Raw genomic sequence first — 16,098 nt, forward strand, 5'->3', positions numbered from 1 at the left:
TCTACTCCTCGACGATCTCCGCGAGCTCGAACGGCTCCACCGTCAGCTCGTCGCCGCCCGGAGCGACGTCGACGCGGACCGTGTCCCCGTCGCGGACGTCACCGGCGAGGATCGCCCGCGCGAGCCGGTCGTCGATCTGGCGCTGCATGAGCCGACGGAGCGGACGCGCGCCGTACGCCGGGTCGTAGCCCCGCTCGGCGAGCCAGGTGCGGGAGACGCTGTGCTCGACCGTGTGCCGGTAGCCCGCGTGCGGCCGGAACCCGCTATAGCTCGCGTAGCCGGCGACGACACCGTCCACCTCGGCGACGAGCACGGGGAGCCCGGCACCACGGCGCTCGGCGAGCCAGCCGTCGAAGTAAGATCGCGGGTGCGGTTCCTCCTGCCAGATGGCGGTGGAGTGCAGCACGGCGTCGACGTGCAGGGCGTGCACGACGTCGAGGTCGGCCGGGGTACAGTCGCGGACCACGACCCCGTTCGTCGCATATGCTGTCGTCATGTCTCACATCGTAGACGAACGAATCGTCGATGACGCAACCGCCGCCGACGACGCGGGCGCAGACGAACAGCGTGCCCTCGGCGAGCGACTCCAGCGCCTCCGGACCGAGCGGAAGTGGAGCCTCACCGAGCTCGCCGAGGAGTCCGGCGTCTCCCGCGCGATGATCAACCGCGTCGAGCGCGGGGTCTCCAGCCCCACCGCGACGATCCTCGGCCGGCTCTCCGGCGCCTTCGGCCTGACGATCTCGCAGCTCCTCGACGAGGCCCTCGAGCACGAGGTGCCCAGGGCGACCGATCCCGACGACGCACGCGGCGTCCAACGCGGCGCGACCGCCGACTCCTGGACCGATCCCGACACCGGGTACCGGCGTCGTCCCGTCTCGAGTGCGGCCTTCCCCGCGGACGTGACCGAGGTGCGCCTCCCGGCCGGCCGCGAAGTGGCCTACCCGGCGTCCGCCTACGCGTTCCTGCGCCACTGCATCTGGGTGGTCGACGGCGTGCTCGAACTCGTCGTCGGCGGTGAGCCGACGCGGCTCGCGGCGGGGGACCGCATCGAGCTCGGCGAGCCCGCCGACGTCGTGTACCGGAACCCGGGCGAGGAGCCCACCCGGTACGTCGTCGTCGTGGTCCGGGGGCAGTAGGCGCAGGAATAGGATCGATGCCATGCGCATCCACCTCGGAACGGACCACGCCGGCCTCGAGTTCAACAAGACCCTCGCCACCCACCTGACCGAGGCCGGGCACGACGTGGTGGACCACGGTCCGACCGAGTACGACGCGCTCGACGACTACCCCTCGTTCTGCATCAACGCCGCGCACGCCGTGGTCGAGGACCAGCGCGCCGGCGTCCAGGCGCTCGGCGTGGTGTTCGGCGGCTCCGGCAACGGCGAGCAGATCGCCGCGAACAAGGTCGAGGGCGTCCGTGCCGCGCTCGTGTGGAACGAGTCGACCGCCCTCCTCGCGCGCCAGCACAACGACGCGAACGTCATCTCGATCGGCGCTCGCCAGCACACCGAGGACGAGGCGATCCGCTTCGTCGACCTGTTCATCGCCGAGCCGTTCTCCGGCGAGGAGCGCCACGCCCGTCGCATCGCGCAGCTCGCGGAGTACGAGACGACGGGGCACATCGCCGGCAAGCAGATCGACGGCTCGGCCGAGTAGACAGGTCCCATGCCCGAGGGTCACTCCGTCCACCGCATCGCCAACCAGTTCTCCCGGCACTTCGTCGGCAAACGCTGCGAGGTGTCCAGCCCGCAGGGTCGGTTCGCCGCCGGCGCCGCCCAGCTCGACGGCACGCGCATGGTCGCCGCCCGGGCGGTCGGCAAGCAGATGTTCCTCGAGTTCGAGGGCGACCGGTTCCTGCGCGTGCACCTCGGCCTCTACGGCGCGTGGGACTTCGCGGGCGTGATCTCGTCGGCCGAGGCGCTGTCCGAGGACGGCGACGGCGAGGAGTCGCTGTCGTCGATCGGCGCGCCCCGGCTCGCCCGCTACCGGATGGCCGAGCAGGAGAAGGCGGAGGACCCGATCGAGGCCTTCCCGCCGGACCCGGTCGGACAGGTGCGCGTCCGGATCCTCACCGAGGACACCGTCGCGGACCTGCGCGGCCCGACGGCGTGCGTCGTCGAGGACCCCGCCGGCGTGCAGAAGGCCCTCGACAAGCTCGGTCCCGACCCGATCAACGACGACGGGCCCGAGGCCGAGAAGACCTTCGTCGAGAACGTCCGGAAGCGGAACGTCGCGATCGGGCAGCTGCTCATGGACCAGGCCGTCGTGAGCGGCATCGGCAACATCTACCGCGCCGAGCTGCTGTTCCGGCAGCGCATCGACCCGTACAAGCCCGGCAAGAAGATCACGGTGAAGCAGGCCAAGGCGCTCTGGCACGACTGGTCGAAGCTCCTGCATGACGGCGTCCGCGACGGCCTCATGCTCACGATGGACGGCCTGTCGAAGAGCGACCACGCGAAGGCCGTCCGATCGCGGAAGGACCGGCACTGGGTCTACCACCGCGAGGGCGAGCCCTGCCGGGTGTGCGGCACCGAGATCCGGATGGCCGACATGGCCGGCCGGAAGCTCTACTGGTGCCCGAAGGACCAGAAGTAGCGCCGGTCACACGTCCCGGTGGGTGAACCGCCCGGCGATCGCGGTCCCGAGGACCCGCGCCCGTCGGAGCGGTCCCGACCCGGTCGTATCGAGCGGGTCCGCCTCGAGCAGGACGAGGTCCGCGACGTCGCCGACGGCCACGCCGACCCGACCGCCCTCGGTCGACCCGCGCCAGGCGGTCAGCACGGCGAGCCGCTCAGCCGGGTGCCACGGTTCGCGGCCGCCCCGGTCGCGTCCGACGGCCGCGGCCATCGACACCCACGGGTCGAGCGGCGCCACCGGCGCATCGGACCCGAGCAACAGCGTCGCTCCGGCACGGTCGAGGGAGGCGAACGGGAACGCCCGGTCGGTCATCCCGGCCCAGTACCGGTCGGCGACGTCGCGGTCGTCCATCGCGTGCTCCGGCTGCACGGACGCGGCCACCCCGAGTCGGGCGAACCGTTCGACGTCGGTGTCGGCGAGCAGCTGGGCGTGTTCGATGGTGCCGCGGGCGCCGACGGTCTCGAAGACGTCGAGGGCCAGCGTGTTCGCCCGGTCGCCGATCGCGTGGACGGCGGGCACGAGTCCGGCGTCGACGGCCCGGCGGACCATCTCGACGAGGTCCTCGAACGCGTACGCCAGCACGCCCCCGCCCGACGTCATCGCCGCGGTCCGCGTGCCGAGCGACCCGTCGGTGATGACCTTGAACGGCCCCATCCGCACCAGTCCCCGAGTGCCCGGGACGACGTCACCGGTCCGGAGTCCTCGCGCGACGGCGGCGTCGAGGTCGTTCGGGTAGACCCCCGAGTCGACGCGGAGGCCGTCGGTGCCGGCCTGCACGCGCCGGGTCCAGCGGTCCAGTCCGAACACCATCTCGAGGTCCCGCACCCGCGTCACGCCGCGGGCGGCGGCCGCGTCGACGGCGTCGGCGACGAAGCCGTCGAGCACCTCGTCCGGCACCCGCGAGAGCGCGCCGGTCACGTCGAACGCGTCCTGCTCGCGCAGCACCCCGTCGTCGCCGGTGGAGAGCGGGCGTCCGAGGACGCCGGAGAAGTGCTCCAGCGCCGCGGCGTTGCACCAGACCGCGTGCAGGTCGCCGCTGATGACGACGACCGGGAGGCGCGGGTCGACCCGGTCGAGCAGCTCGCGTCGCGGGGGACGGGGCCACATCCCGTCGCGGTAGCCGTGGCCGATCAGGACACGGTCCGCCACACCGGTGCGGGCCACCGCGTGGAGGAGGTCCGCCGTCGCCTCGGCGGAGTCCGCGGTGGACACGTCGACGCGGCGGCGGACGAGAGCCCACTGGTCGAAGTGCACGTGGTGGTCGACGAGCCCGGGGCCGAGCCACGCGCCGGCGGCCTCGACGACGTCGGTGTCGGCGTCGGTGGCCTCGAGCGTGCCGGCCGGTGCGACGGCGGTGACCCGACCGTCGACGACGCGGACGTCGGACGGGGCGCCGGACGTGCCCACCCGTCGGACGGTGCGGAGCAGGACCTCGCTCACCGCGCCTCCTGGGTCGCCGCGCGTGCCGCGTGTGCCCGGGCCATCTCGTCGGCGAGCGCCGGCGAGGCGTAGGGACCGTCCGAGCGGAGGCCCTCGACGATCCGGTCCACGACCTCGGGCGCCTTGTTCTGCGACAGCTTCGCGCGGGCGTCGAACCGGGTGACCCGGATGCGGATCCCGACGGTGCCCTTCGCCATCCGGCGTGCCGTCTCCTCGTCGACCTCGAGCGACACGGGCTCCGGCATCACCCGCTCGAAGTGGTCGACGAGCTCGCCGAGGACGCGGAAGTTCTCGTCGTCGGACAGGATCTCCGGCGTGCCCCAGCAGTGCGCGGTCACGTGGTTCCAGGTCGGCACGAACTGCTCCGGCGGGTACCAGGCGGGGGAGATGTAGCCGTGCGGACCCTGGAACACCACGAGCACCTCGTGTCGTCCGAGTTCGTGGGCGACCTCGTCCGGGCGTCCGACGTGCGACACGAGCACGAGGCCGTCGGGGTCGTCGCCCGGTGCCGGCGTCTCGAGGAGGAACGGGTAGTGCGACGCGACCAGACCGGCGTCGGTGTGGGAGACGATCGTCGCCCACGGGTGCTCCCCGATGAGGCGCCGCACCTCGTCGACGTCGGTCATCAGGAAGTGCGGGGTGTGTCGCATGCACGCCAGCGTTCCACACCGGACGGGGGCGACGCGAGCGCCGCCGTTTCCGGTGTGTTTCAGAACGGTAAAGCTTTCAGAGATCACTGAAAGAAGTCTTGTGTTCGGGTTTCTGCCGGGCCTAGCTTCTCGGTCAACGACGACCGGGCCGGACCCGGGAGCGCTGGGACTCGAGGAGCAGACATGCGACGCAGGACGATCGCCGCGCTGGCCGCCGCGGCCACGGTGGCGCTGGTGGCCACGGGCTGTTCGGCCACCGGGAACGCCGACGACCAGGCCGGAGCCGGGGGCAGCCTCGTCTACGCCACCGGCGAGCCCGACCACCTCACGCCCGGTCGCCAGACGGTGGCGTTCACGCAGGTGCTCAGCCTGTTCGCCCCGCTCACCGAGACCGACTCGAAGGGGAAGCTGCACGACGTCGCCGCGAAGAGCGTCACCTCGAGCGACAACACCACGTGGACGATCACGCTCCGCGACGGCTGGACGTTCCAGAACGGCGAGGAGGTCACGCCCGAGAGCTACGTCAAGGCGTGGAACCACACCGCGTACGGCCCGAACGCGTGGGAGAACAGCGGTGAGCTCGCCGCGATCGTCGGGTACGACGACCTGAACCCGGCGTCCGGCACTCCCAAGACCAAGGAGATGTCGGGACTCAAGGTGACCGGGAAGGACACCTTCACCGTCACGCTCGACCACGCGGACAGCCAGTTCCCGCTCCAGCTCAGCCAGGCGCAGACCGCCTTCTACCCGATGCCCGAGGCCGCCTACGAGGACCTCAAGGCCTACGACGCGAAGCCGATCGGCAACGGCCCGTACGAGATGACCGAGGCGTGGAAGGCGAACCAGCCGTTCACCGTCACCGCGTGGAAGGGCTTCGAGGGCACGAAGGCGAAGACGAAGGACGTCACCTTCAAGAGCTACTCGGACATGAACACCGCGTACACCGACGTGCTCGCCGGGAACGCCGACGTGCTGTTCCTGCCCGCCGACAAGATGACGAGCGCCGGCGCGGACTTCGGCGACCGGCTGCACTCCTTCGACGCACCGGGCATCGACTACCTCGGCTTCCCGCTCTGGGACGAGCGGTACTCGGACCCGGACGTCCGCCGTGCGATCTCGATGTCGATCAACCGCGAGCAGGTCAACAAGGCGATCTACGGCGGCCTGTACGAACCGGCCACCGCGCTCACCCCGCCGAACATGTCCGGCACGCAGGAGGGCATCTGCGGCGAAGCGTGCGAGTTCTCCCCCTCGAAGGCCAAGGCGCTCCTGGCGAAGGCCGGCGGGTTCGACGGCACCATCACGCTCGTCTACCCGGGCGGCAACGGCCTCGACTCCCTCTACCAGGCGTACGCGAACCAGATCCGGCAGAACCTCGGCGTCGACACCGTCGCGAAGGCCACCACCGACTGGGCGTCGTACTACTCGGAGCTGACCGACAAGAAGGTCGCGGGACCGCACTTCGGGCACTGGGGCGCGCTCTACGCCAGCCAGCAGAACACGCTCCGCGCCCTCTTCACGAAGGCCGGCGGCTGCGCCCCGTGCACCGGGTACTACCAGTCGGACGAGGTCGACCAGCTCCTCGCGAAGGCGGACTCCGCCGGATCGCAGGCCGAGGCGAACGAGTACTACGCCCAGACGCAGAAGGCGGTGCTGGAGGACTTCCCGGTCGTCCCCACCTTCTTCGACAAGTACTCGTACGTCGTGAGCGACAAGATCGCCTCGTTGCCCGCCGTCGACGGCAGCCCGGTCGTCCCCGCGATCACCGTCAAGTAGGGACCGGCACCACCGCATGGACCAGCGCACCATCCTCCGCCTCGCCACCTCGGTCCCCGACCACGACGGCTTCCCGCTCGTCGACGACCTGCACGCCCGGTTCGACGCGCTCGCCGCGGCGCACCCGGACCAGGTCACGGTCACCCGGATCGGGACGAGTCGGCTCGGTGAGCCGCTCCACAGCTACCGCATCGGATCCGGGTCGCACGCCGCCGTCGTCGTCGGCGGCGTGCACCCGAACGAACCGATCGGGTCGTGGACGGCGCTGCACCTCGCCGAGACGATGGTCACCGACCAGGTGACGGCCGAGGCGCTGGACACGACCTGGCACATCGTGCCGACGATCGACCCGGACGGCATGCGGCTGAACGAGGCGTGGTTCGACGACCCGTTCGACCGGGTCCGGTACGCACGGCACTTCTACCGCCCCGCGCCGGACAGCCAGGTGGAGTGGACGTTCCCGAACAGCCACGGGTCGGTGTACTTCGACCAGGTGCTGCCGGAGACGCTCGCGTTCATGCGACTCATCGACGACGTCCGGCCAGAGCTCCTCGTCTCCCTGCACAACGGCGAGATGGGCGGGGTCTACTACTACCTGTCCGAGGACCTCCCGGACGTGATCGACACCCTGCACGCCGTGCCCCGGGCACTCGGACTCCCACTCGACACCGGCGAACCGGAGTCGCCGTACCTCCGCGAACTCGCGCCGGCGGTGTTCGCGATGGACGGCGTCGAGGCCGCGTACGACTACCTCGAGGGCCTCGGCGTCGACCCGGGCGAGCACATCCACGGTGCGTCGAGCGCCGCGTGGGCGATGCGGCACGGCGCGCTCTGCGTCGTCGCCGAACTGCCCTACTGGAGCCATCCGGACGCCGACGACCAGACGCCGACGACGGAGCCGTACGCCGAGCTCCTCCGTCGCTGTGCGGACGAGCTCGACGCGTCGGGGCGGGAGCTCCAGGAGATCCTCGACGCGGCGTCGCCGATGCTCACCATCGAGACGCCCTTCCTCGAGGGGTCCCGCGCGTTCGTCCCGATGATCGCCGGGATGGTCGACACCGACCGTGCCCGGGCCGACCGCGAGCCCGCCGCCCGCGTCGCCACCGTCGCCGAACGGTTCGGCTGCGAGGACCTCGTCCGCTGCTTCCGGCTGCGCTACGGCGGGATGCTGCTCCGCGCGCTCGAGTCCGAGACGACCGCCGGGACCGCACCCGCGGCGGTGCGGCGGCTCCGCGACCGCCTCGCCGAGCGCTACGCGAGCTGGCAGGCCGACGAGGCGACCGGCTCGGAACCGATCGCGATCAGCAGGCTGGTGGGCGTGCAGTTCGGGGCGATCCTCGCCTGCGCGAGCCACGTGGCGGACCCGACCCGCGCCTCCCGTCCGTCCCTCGCCACCACCACGACGGGAGGCGCGTGATGCGCCCGGCGATCACCGTCGGTCGCCGACTCGGCGGCCTGGTCGTCGTGTTCCTCGGGGTGACGTTCCTCATCTACGCGATGACCTTCGCGCTGCCCGGCGACCCGATCAAGGCGCTCGGCGGCGACCGGCCGCTCAGCGACGCCGTGGTGCGGGCGCTCCGCGCGGAGTACCACCTCGACCAGCCGCTCTGGCTGCAGTACCTGCAGTACCTCGCCGGCCTCTTCCGCGGCGACTTCGGCACGGACTTCAGCGGCCAGTCGGTCGGCGCGCAGATGGCCTCGCGCTGGCCGGTCACGATCACGCTCGCCCTCACCGCGTGGGCGATCGAGATCGTCCTCGGCATCGGGCTCGGGGTCGTCTCGGCCCTCCGTCGCGGCACCGTGCTCGACAAGACCGTCCTGGTCGGCACGATCGTCGTCGGCGCCGTCCCGGTCTTCGTGCTCGGCGTCGCCCTGCAGCTGGTGTTCTCGGTGCGGTTGCACTGGTTCCCGGTGGCCGGCGCGACGTCCGGGTGGCCGACCGCCTACGTCCTGCCGGCGTTCGTGATCGCGCTGTTCGGGCTCGCCGCGGTGTCCCGCCTGACCCGGACGTCGATGATCGAGACGCTGGACGCCGACTTCGTGCGGACCGCCCGCGCCAAGGGGCTCACCCCGGGGCGGACCGTCGGCGTGCACGTCATGCGCAACTCGCTCATCCCGGCGGCCACGTACCTCGCCACCGACCTCGGCTACCTGATGGGCGGGACGGTCATCGTCGAGGGCATCTTCAACCTGCCGGGCGTCGGCAACCTGCTGTTCCAGGGCATCCGGTCGCACGAGGGAGCGGTCGTCGTCGGCATCTCCACGGCCCTCATCCTCGTGTTCCTCGTCACCAGCGTGCTCGTCGACCTCCTGCACGCCGCACTCGATCCGCGCGTCCGGGCAGGAGCCTCCGCATGACCACCTCCGCCATCGGCGCCACCGTCCCGCCGTCCGTCGTCACCAAGCGTCGACCGCTGCGCGCCGCGGTCCGCCGTCCCGGGTTCTGGCTCCCCGCCGGGGTGCTCGCCGTCGTCGTGCTCGTCGCCGTCTTCCCCGGGGCCTTCGCCGGCCTCTTCGGCCACGGCGACCCGCGCGCGTGCGACCTCGGTCGCAGCGGCGCGTCGCCGACCGGCGGCCACCCGTTCGGGTTCGACCTGCAGGGGTGCGACGTCTACGCCAACGTCGTCTACGGCACGCGGTCCTCGATCGCGGTGGCCGTCCTCACGACGGTGCTCGCCGGCGTCGTCGCGGTGGTCGTCGGGACCGTCGCGGGCATGGTCGGCGGGTGGGTGGACGCCGTGCTGGCGCGGCTCACCGACGTGTTCCTCGGCTTCCCGTTCCTGCTCGGAGCCGTCGTGGTCCTGAACAGCGTGGGGGAGCGGTCGGTGCTCACGGTGTCGCTCGTCCTGGCCCTGTTCGGCTGGCCGACCATGGCACGGCTCGTGCGGTCGAGCGTCCGGAGCGTCCGGAACGCCGAGTTCGTCCTCGCCGCCCGCACGATGGGGCTCTCGACGTGGCGGATCACGACCCGGTACGTCCTGCCGTCGTCGATCTCCCCGCTGCTCGTGCTCGCGACCATCACGGTGGGCGGGGTGATCGTGTCGGAGTCGTCGCTGACCTACCTCGGCATCGGGTTGGAGAGCCCGGCGATCTCCTGGGGCCTGCAGCTGTCCGCCGCGACGAGCCAGTTCCTCCGGGCACCGCACATGCTCATCGCGCCCGCCGTGTTCCTCGCCGTGACGGTGCTCTCCGTCATCGCGCTCGGGGACACGCTGCGCGCCGCACTCGACCCACGACGGCGCTGATCCGTCAGACTCGACCCACACCCGTTCTCGAAAGGACCACCGTGACCGACACCCTCGCCGCCTACCGGAAGACGCTGCCGTACATCCACGACTGGGTGTCGTACAAGGTGTGGCAGCTCCGGGTCCCCGGGGTGCAGGTCGCGATCGGGTACGCCGGGGAGGTCCTGTTCGACGAGGCCTGGGGCTACGCGGACGTCGAGGCCGGCCGCCGCCTCACCACCACCGACCTCTTCCGCATCGCGTCGCACTCGAAGACCTTCACCGCGACCGCGCTCCTGCAGCTCGCCGAGCGCGGCGCACTCCGGCTCGACGACACCGTCGGGACCCACGTCCCGGCGCTCGTCGCGGGCGGGTCGCCCCTCGCCGACGCCACGATCCGGGAACTCATGGAGATGGGCGCCGGCGTCATCCGCGACGGGCACGACGGCGACTACTGGTCGCTCGCGCGTCCGTTCCCCGACGAGCAGGAACTCCTCGACCTCGTCCTCGACCGCGGGCAGAAGGTCCCGACCGGGTCGTCGTTCAACTACTCGAACCTCGGCTACTCGCTGCTCGGGCTCGTCATCGCCCGGGTGTCCGGACGGCCGTACAACGACTTCGTCCGCGAGTCGATCACCGAACCCCTCGGCCTACGGAACACCGGACCCGACTGGGACCCGACGCGCGCCGACGACTTCGTGGTCGGCTACACCGGCTTCCACGTCGCCCGCCAGCGGCGTCGGATCGACCACGTCGACACGCGCGCGATGGCCGCGGCGACGGGCTTCCACGGCACCGCCTCCGACCTCGTGCGGTACTTCTCGCAGCACGTCATCGGCCAGGGCACGCTGCTCGACGACCACTCGAAGCGCCTCGCGCAGCGGAAGGCCTGGAGCGCGACCGACGACCCCGCCGCGCGCGGCTACGGCGCCGGGTTCATCGTCGACCGGATCGGCGGACGCGAGATCCGCGGCCACTCGGGTGGCTTCCCCGGGCAGATCACGCAGTCGATGTTCGACCCCGCGTCGGGTCTCGTCGTCTCGGTGCTGACGAGCGCCGCCGCCGGTCCCGCGACCCTCATCGCCACGGCGATCATCGCGATGCTCGACGCGGCGGCCGACGCCGATGCCCCCGGCACGCCGGTGCCGGACGACGTCGACACGACCGCGTACACCGGACGCTTCGCGAACCCGTGGGGTGTCACGGACGTCGCGCGGATCGGCGACCGGCTCGTCGAGGTCGACCCCTCGAGCCCCGAACCCCTCGACACGCCGACGCGCCTCGAGGTCGTCGACGCGGACACGCTCCGGATGACCCACGGCAACCGCTTCGGGTCGATCGACGAGGACATCACCTTCGATCGCGACGCCGACGGCACCGTGCGCTCGATCCGCGGGGGCGGTGGCATGAGCCAGGAGCCGTGGGCGATCCCGTCCGAACGGCCCGAGGTCGCGGCGGGACTGGCACCGTGAGCGACGAGACCCGGGGCGGCTCCGGCGCAGGAGCCGCGTCCGACACCGTCGACGACGTCGTGCTCGAACCCGAGCGCCAGGCCTTCGTCGAGGAGTTCGCCCTCATGCTCAACGACGCCGCGGGCATGCCCCTGACCGATGCGCGGGTCCTCGGCTACCTCATGGTGACGCGCGCGCCGCACTCGTCGTCCGCCGACCTGCAGGCTGCGCTCGGCGCCAGCTCGGGTTCCGTCTCGATGGCCACCCGACGACTCGTCGACTCCGGGTTCGTCAAGCGGCACACGGTGCCCGGCGAACGCAGCCACTACTTCCGTGCCGAGGCCGACGTGTGGGGCTCGTGGCTCGCGAGTGAGCGCAAGTACCTCGACCGCGAGCGCGACGTCATCGGGCGCGGACTCGCCGTCGTCGAGGCGGCCGGCCGGACGGGCCCCGGCGACGTCGACGCCGAGGTCCGCGAGCGCCTGCTGAACGGGCGCGACTACATGCAGTGGCTGCAGGGGTACCACCGCAAGATGCTCGAGGAGTGGGAAGCGTTCAAGGCCGCCCGCGACCACCCGGACCGATCGGAGACCCCGTGAACGACGTCCTCACCGTCGACCACCTCAGCGTGACCTTCGACGTCGACGGCGTCGTCGTCCGAGCGGTCGACGACGCCTCGTTCACGGTCGGCCGGGGCGAGGTCGTCGCCGTCGTGGGCGAGTCGGGCTCCGGCAAGAGCATGACCGCGATGACCGCGATGGGCATCGCCCCGGACGGTGCCCGTGCCGCAGGCAGCATCCGGCTCGGGGACCTCGAGGTGCTCGACGCCGACGAACGCACCCTCCGCGAGGTCCGTGGCCGCCGCGTCTCGATGATCTTCCAGGACCCGTCCGCGGCCCTGAACCCCGTCTTCACCGTCGGGTTCCAGCTCGCCGAGGCGGTCCGTCGTGCCGAGTACGGCCTCGACCGCGCCGACGTCCGTGCGCGCTCGATCGACCTGCTGCGCGCCGTCGAGGTCCCGGACCCCGAGCGGCGACTCGGCCAGTACCCGCACGAGCTCTCCGGCGGCCAGTGCCAGCGCGTGATGATCGCGATGGCCCTCGCCGCGGACCCCGACCTCCTCATCGCCGACGAGCCGACGACCGCACTGGACGTGACCGTCCAGGCCGAGGTCCTCGACGTCCTCCGCCGCCTGCGCGAGCGCACCGGCACCGCGATCCTGCTCATCACGCACGACATGGGCGTGGTCGCGGACATCGCCGACCGCGTCGTCGTGATGCGCCGCGGGAGCGTCGTCGAGACCGGTCCGGCGAGCGCCGTCTTCGGCGCACCGGTCGCTGACTACACGCGCGAGCTCCTCGCGGCCGTCCCGCGCATGGGCACCGGCGCGGTCCAGGAGGCGCGGGTCGACCCCGCCCCGGACGTCGCCGCACCGGTCCTCGACGTCCGGCACCTCGTGGTCGAGTACGGCGGTGCGCTCCGCGGTCGGTTCCGCGCGGTCGACGACGTGTCGTTCACGGTCGGGCGCGGGGAGATCGTCGGGCTGGTCGGCGAGTCGGGCAGCGGCAAGACCACGATCGGACGCGCCGCGATCGGCCTCGCGCCGATCACGGGAGGTGCCGTCCTCGTCGAGGGGACGGACGTGGCGGGCGCACGCCGCGCCTCCCGGCGTGCGATGCGTCGTCGTGTCGGCGTGGTCTTCCAGAACCCACTGCGCTCCCTCAACCCGCGGTACACGGTCGGCCAGACCGTCGCCGAGCCGCTCCGGCAGATCCTGCGCCTGTCCGCGGCCGAGGTCGAGCAGCGGGTGGAGGGCCTGCTCGCCGATGTCGGTCTCGACGGCGGCTTCCGCGAGCGCTTCCCGCACGAGCTGTCCGGGGGCCAACGGCAACGCGTGGCGATCGCCCGCGCGGTCGCACTCGACCCCGCCCTGCTCATCGCCGACGAACCGACCAGCGCGCTCGACGTCTCCGTGCAGGCGAGGGTGCTCGACGTCTTCCGCGAGCTCCAGGAACGCCTCGGCTTCGCGTGTCTGTTCGTGACGCACGACCTCGCGGTGGTGGACACGCTCTGCGACCGGGTCGTGGTCCTCCACGGTGGACGGGTCGCCGAACAGGGGAGCCGCGACGCGATCCTCCGCGCTCCGGAGGACCCGTACACGCGGCGGCTCATCCAGGCGGCGCCGGTGCCCGATCCGGTCGAGCAGGCTGCGCGTCGCTCCGAGCGTGCGGCGTCGCTCCGAGGCTGAGCGGGGGCGACGAGGTTTCCTGTCCGGCGCGTGACCGTTCCGGTTCGTGGATCTCGGGGATCGCGAACCAGGACGGTCACAGCGCGGGCGGAACACGGAAGTCGGGCGCCCGGACGCGCCGGAGCGGGCGCCGTATCGAACTCGTGGTGCTGCCCCGGCGCGCGCGGCGACGGCGGCCGGGTCCGCGTCGTCGGCGGCGCTCGACCGTGCGGGGTCCCTCCGGGCCTGAGCGGGGGCGACGAGGTTTCCTGTCCGGCGCGTGACCGTTCCGGTTCGCGGATCTCGGGGATCGCGAACCAGGACGGTCACAGCGCGGGCGGAACACGGACCTCGGGCGCGCGGACACGCCGGAGCGAGCGTCGCATCGAGCCCGTGGTGCTGAACCCGGCGTCCGCAGCGACGACGGCTGGGTCCGCGTCGGCGGCGGCGAGTGCCGCGCGGACCGGCAGCGACCGGAACCACCGCCACAGCTCGTCGGGCGAGCAGCCGGTGGTCGCGCGGAACCGGCGCAGCACGGTGCTCGCGGACAGACCGGTGCCGCGTCGCAGGTCGTCGATCGGCACGGGGCCGGCGCTGTCGAGGAGTCGGTCGATGCAGCGGGTGAGGCTGGCGTCGCGGAGGAACGCGGGCGGGTTGTCCTCGACCACGCTCATCACGACGACCCGGGCGAGCGCATCACGGTGCGCCGCGTGCCACCTGCCGGCCACCAGCGACCGGAGGTGCGCCAGTGCGAGGACGACGTCCGTGCACGGAGCACCGAGCGGCTCGGTGCGGAGGGACGGCGCCAGCCCGAGCGCCTCGTCCACGAACGGACCGAACGTCGCGGTGCCCCAGTGCACACCGGTCGGAGCGGGCCAGTCGTCGCAGGCCGAGGGCGGTGCGGAGCGGTCGGGACCGGCGCCGATCGTCACCGTCGCCCCGGGTGCGACGAGCGCCGCGGTCCCCGGAACCACCACGCCGACGTCGTCGTCACGGCGGATCCACACCTCGGTGCGGGCGGACGAGGCGACCCAGACGTGGCTGTCGGTCGCCCCCAGGTCCAGCGTCCACCGGTCGTCGTCGGCGAGGACCTCGTCGCCGTACCGGACGTCGAGGCCGACGGCGTCGACGAGTGCTCGGAGTGCATCGGTCACGCAGCGACCGTGCCACGGGGCACCCCCGCGGCACCGGGCCCGCGGAGGATCTGTGGAGCGTGCGGGTCAGCGGACCTCGGCGGAGGACCAGAGCGCACCGGCACCCCGGCCGACGACACGGAGGAGGGGCACCGCGACGAGGACGGCCGCAGCGAGGAACGCAACCGCCTGCAGCAGGCCCGGGATCGCGTACACCACGACGAGCACCTCCTGCGCGGTCGACGGCGGTGGCACCGTCTGCGTCAGGAGGGACGCGACGAACCACAGCGCCGCCGCGATCGTCACGATCCAGCCGAACGCGCGCTGCGGCCCGCGCAGGCCGCGGACGGTCAGCACGCCGAACGCGACGAGCGCCGCCGGCGGGACCCAGTACAGGGCGGTGGCCAGCGCGCCGGGGACGAACCAGGCCAGGGCGAACGCGAGCACGGCGACGCCGAAGGCCCCGGCCCGCCGGTCCCGTGCGCGGAGCGCGGCCACGAGCACGACGACCCCGCACACGCCGGCGACCACCGACGCGCCGAGCCGCACCACCGGCCACCACGGCACCTGCAGCACCGCCGTGTCACCGAGCCCGAGCACCCCGTACACGAGTGCCCCGACCACCGCGGTCGCCGAGACGATCCGTACCCCGTTGTCGTTCCCCATGGCCGTCACGGTACTCCCGGGCGGGGGATAACCCCACCCCGGGTCCGGGAGGGGGCAGGATGGGGGATCGGCCCGGTGATCGCGAGGCTGGGTGTCATGACCGACACCGCCCGCCTCGACCAGGCCGAGACCGTCCCACTGCACGACTCCGTCCCGCCGGGAGCCACCGAACCGATGCCCGCCCAGCCGAACCCCACGCCGCCGAGCTGGTCGTCGACGCCGCCGCCGAGCGGGCAGGGCGCCGCGATCCCGCCGCCGCCCGTGACGACGTCCGGCGGATCGGGATCGGGATCGGGCACGGGCATGACAGCCGGCGCGTTCTACCGCGAGGCCTGGAAGCGGTTGCCGCGCGACTTCGGGTACATGGCGCTCACGGCGGTGCTGCTCTGCACGCTCTACGCCGCGTTCCCGGCGGCGATCTTCGGCGGCGGCTTCCGTGACCTCTTCAACCCGTTCGTCCTGCTGATGTTCTTCATCGCGCTGTTCGTGGCGCGGTGGCTCGGCCAGTTCGAGAAGCTCCGCATCGGATGGGCCGACAGCCGTCCGATCCGGCCGGTCGACTGGACGCCGAGGTGGCAGCAGAACTGGTGGACCCGCACGGGTTCGGCCGTCGCCAACCCGCACTACTGGCTGTACCTGCTGCACGCGGCGGTCGTGTACCCGATCGCGGCGCTCTGCACCGTGGGCGCGGGGGCGCTGCTGCTCGCCGGCTTCGTGTGGCCGATCGGCCTCGCCGGATTCGCGTTCGTGAACGGCGTGAGCGCGCAGTACTTCGGGTGGGAAACGGCCTCCGTCGTCGGCTTCGGGTTCCTCGGGCTCCTGTCGATGGCCGCCTCGGTCGTGCTGTTCCCGCTGTGGGCCCGCGGTTCGGTCATCGCCCACTTCTGGATCGAC

At 72.3% G+C, this 16,098-nt stretch carries 14 protein-coding genes and 2 pseudogenes; 11 read left to right on the forward strand and 5 right to left on the reverse strand.

Going from position 1 to position 16,098, the window contains the following annotated elements; genetic code table 11:
* Window position 1: 1 nt before the first annotated feature.
* A pseudogene (locus I5E_RS24615) lies at window positions 2-214 on the reverse strand (hypothetical protein); the annotation flags it as partial.
* 280 nt (window positions 215-494) lie between these two features.
* On the opposite strand from I5E_RS24615, the gene I5E_RS13530 reads away from it, so the two are divergent.
* From I5E_RS13530 to I5E_RS13540, 3 genes are read left to right on the forward strand one after another with little or no spacing between them, the layout of a single operon-like run.
* Entirely contained in the window at window positions 495-1,136 is a 642-nt protein-coding gene (locus I5E_RS13530) for a helix-turn-helix domain-containing protein (protein ID WP_022907459.1), read from the forward strand.
* Window positions 1,137-1,158: 22 nt separating this feature from the next.
* The gene (locus I5E_RS13535; protein WP_022907460.1) at window positions 1,159-1,656 is read left to right on the forward strand and encodes a ribose-5-phosphate isomerase; all 498 of its coding nucleotides are present in this window, start codon (window positions 1,159-1,161) and stop codon (window positions 1,654-1,656) included.
* A 9-nt stretch (window positions 1,657-1,665) separates the two neighbouring features.
* Complete coding sequence (locus I5E_RS13540) at window positions 1,666-2,595, forward strand: Fpg/Nei family DNA glycosylase (protein WP_022907461.1); 930 nt, start codon at window positions 1,666-1,668, stop codon at window positions 2,593-2,595.
* 6 nt (window positions 2,596-2,601) lie between these two features.
* Here I5E_RS13540 and I5E_RS13545 read toward each other — a convergent pair whose 3' ends face one another.
* Both I5E_RS13545 and I5E_RS13550 read right to left on the reverse strand, forming a co-directional pair.
* Entirely contained in the window at window positions 2,602-4,077 is a 1,476-nt protein-coding gene (locus tag I5E_RS13545) for an amidohydrolase (RefSeq protein WP_022907462.1), read from the reverse strand.
* Entirely contained in the window at window positions 4,074-4,727 is a 654-nt protein-coding gene (locus I5E_RS13550; protein ID WP_022907463.1) for an FMN-binding negative transcriptional regulator, read from the reverse strand. The genes I5E_RS13545 and I5E_RS13550 overlap by 4 nt, the downstream gene beginning before the upstream one ends.
* A 183-nt stretch (window positions 4,728-4,910) precedes the next feature.
* Here I5E_RS13550 and I5E_RS13555 point away from each other — a divergent pair, with 183 nt between their 5' ends.
* From I5E_RS13555 to I5E_RS13585, 7 genes are read left to right on the forward strand one after another with little or no spacing between them, the layout of a single operon-like run.
* The gene (locus I5E_RS13555) at window positions 4,911-6,503 is read left to right on the forward strand and encodes a peptide ABC transporter substrate-binding protein (RefSeq protein ID WP_022907464.1); all 1,593 of its coding nucleotides are present in this window, start codon (window positions 4,911-4,913) and stop codon (window positions 6,501-6,503) included.
* Between the two features lie 16 nt (window positions 6,504-6,519).
* Window positions 6,520-7,920: a M14 family zinc carboxypeptidase gene (locus tag I5E_RS13560; RefSeq protein ID WP_022907465.1), complete on the forward strand. Its 1,401-nt coding sequence runs from the start codon at window positions 6,520-6,522 to the stop codon at window positions 7,918-7,920.
* Window positions 7,920-8,861 carry an ABC transporter permease gene (locus tag I5E_RS13565; RefSeq protein WP_022907466.1) on the forward strand — a complete coding sequence of 314 codons (942 nt, stop codon included), beginning with the start codon at window positions 7,920-7,922 and terminating at the stop codon, window positions 8,859-8,861. Before I5E_RS13560 ends, I5E_RS13565 begins: the two co-directional genes overlap by 1 nt.
* Window positions 8,858-9,748 carry an ABC transporter permease gene (locus I5E_RS13570; protein ID WP_022907467.1) on the forward strand — a complete coding sequence of 297 codons (891 nt, stop codon included), beginning with the start codon at window positions 8,858-8,860 and terminating at the stop codon, window positions 9,746-9,748. The genes I5E_RS13565 and I5E_RS13570 overlap by 4 nt, the downstream gene beginning before the upstream one ends.
* Before the next feature lie 41 nt (window positions 9,749-9,789).
* Window positions 9,790-11,199, forward strand: coding sequence for a serine hydrolase (locus I5E_RS13575; RefSeq protein WP_022907468.1), 1,410 nt, complete (start codon window positions 9,790-9,792; stop codon window positions 11,197-11,199).
* The gene (locus I5E_RS13580; protein ID WP_022907469.1) at window positions 11,196-11,777 is read left to right on the forward strand and encodes a GbsR/MarR family transcriptional regulator; all 582 of its coding nucleotides are present in this window, start codon (window positions 11,196-11,198) and stop codon (window positions 11,775-11,777) included. The genes I5E_RS13575 and I5E_RS13580 overlap by 4 nt, the downstream gene beginning before the upstream one ends.
* Window positions 11,774-13,426 carry a dipeptide ABC transporter ATP-binding protein gene (locus tag I5E_RS13585; protein WP_022907470.1) on the forward strand — a complete coding sequence of 551 codons (1,653 nt, stop codon included), beginning with the start codon at window positions 11,774-11,776 and terminating at the stop codon, window positions 13,424-13,426. Before I5E_RS13580 ends, I5E_RS13585 begins: the two co-directional genes overlap by 4 nt.
* A gap of 305 nt (window positions 13,427-13,731) precedes the next feature.
* Here the strand turns inward: I5E_RS13585 and I5E_RS13590 are convergent, their stop codons facing one another.
* Together I5E_RS13590 and I5E_RS22810 are read right to left on the reverse strand one after the other, a co-directional pair.
* Window positions 13,732-14,559: a helix-turn-helix domain-containing protein gene (locus I5E_RS13590; protein ID WP_022907471.1), complete on the reverse strand. Its 828-nt coding sequence runs from the start codon at window positions 14,557-14,559 to the stop codon at window positions 13,732-13,734.
* Window positions 14,560-14,625: 66 nt separating this feature from the next.
* Window positions 14,626-15,204, reverse strand: coding sequence for a hypothetical protein (locus I5E_RS22810; RefSeq protein WP_022907472.1), 579 nt, complete (start codon window positions 15,202-15,204; stop codon window positions 14,626-14,628).
* Between the two features lie 96 nt (window positions 15,205-15,300).
* On the opposite strand from I5E_RS22810, the pseudogene I5E_RS13600 reads away from it, so the two are divergent.
* Window positions 15,301-16,098, forward strand: a pseudogene (locus tag I5E_RS13600) (sensor histidine kinase); the annotation flags it as partial.

It is taken from the genome of Curtobacterium sp. B18 (genome assembly GCF_000333375.1).
GTDB lineage: Bacteria > Actinomycetota > Actinomycetes > Actinomycetales > Microbacteriaceae > Curtobacterium.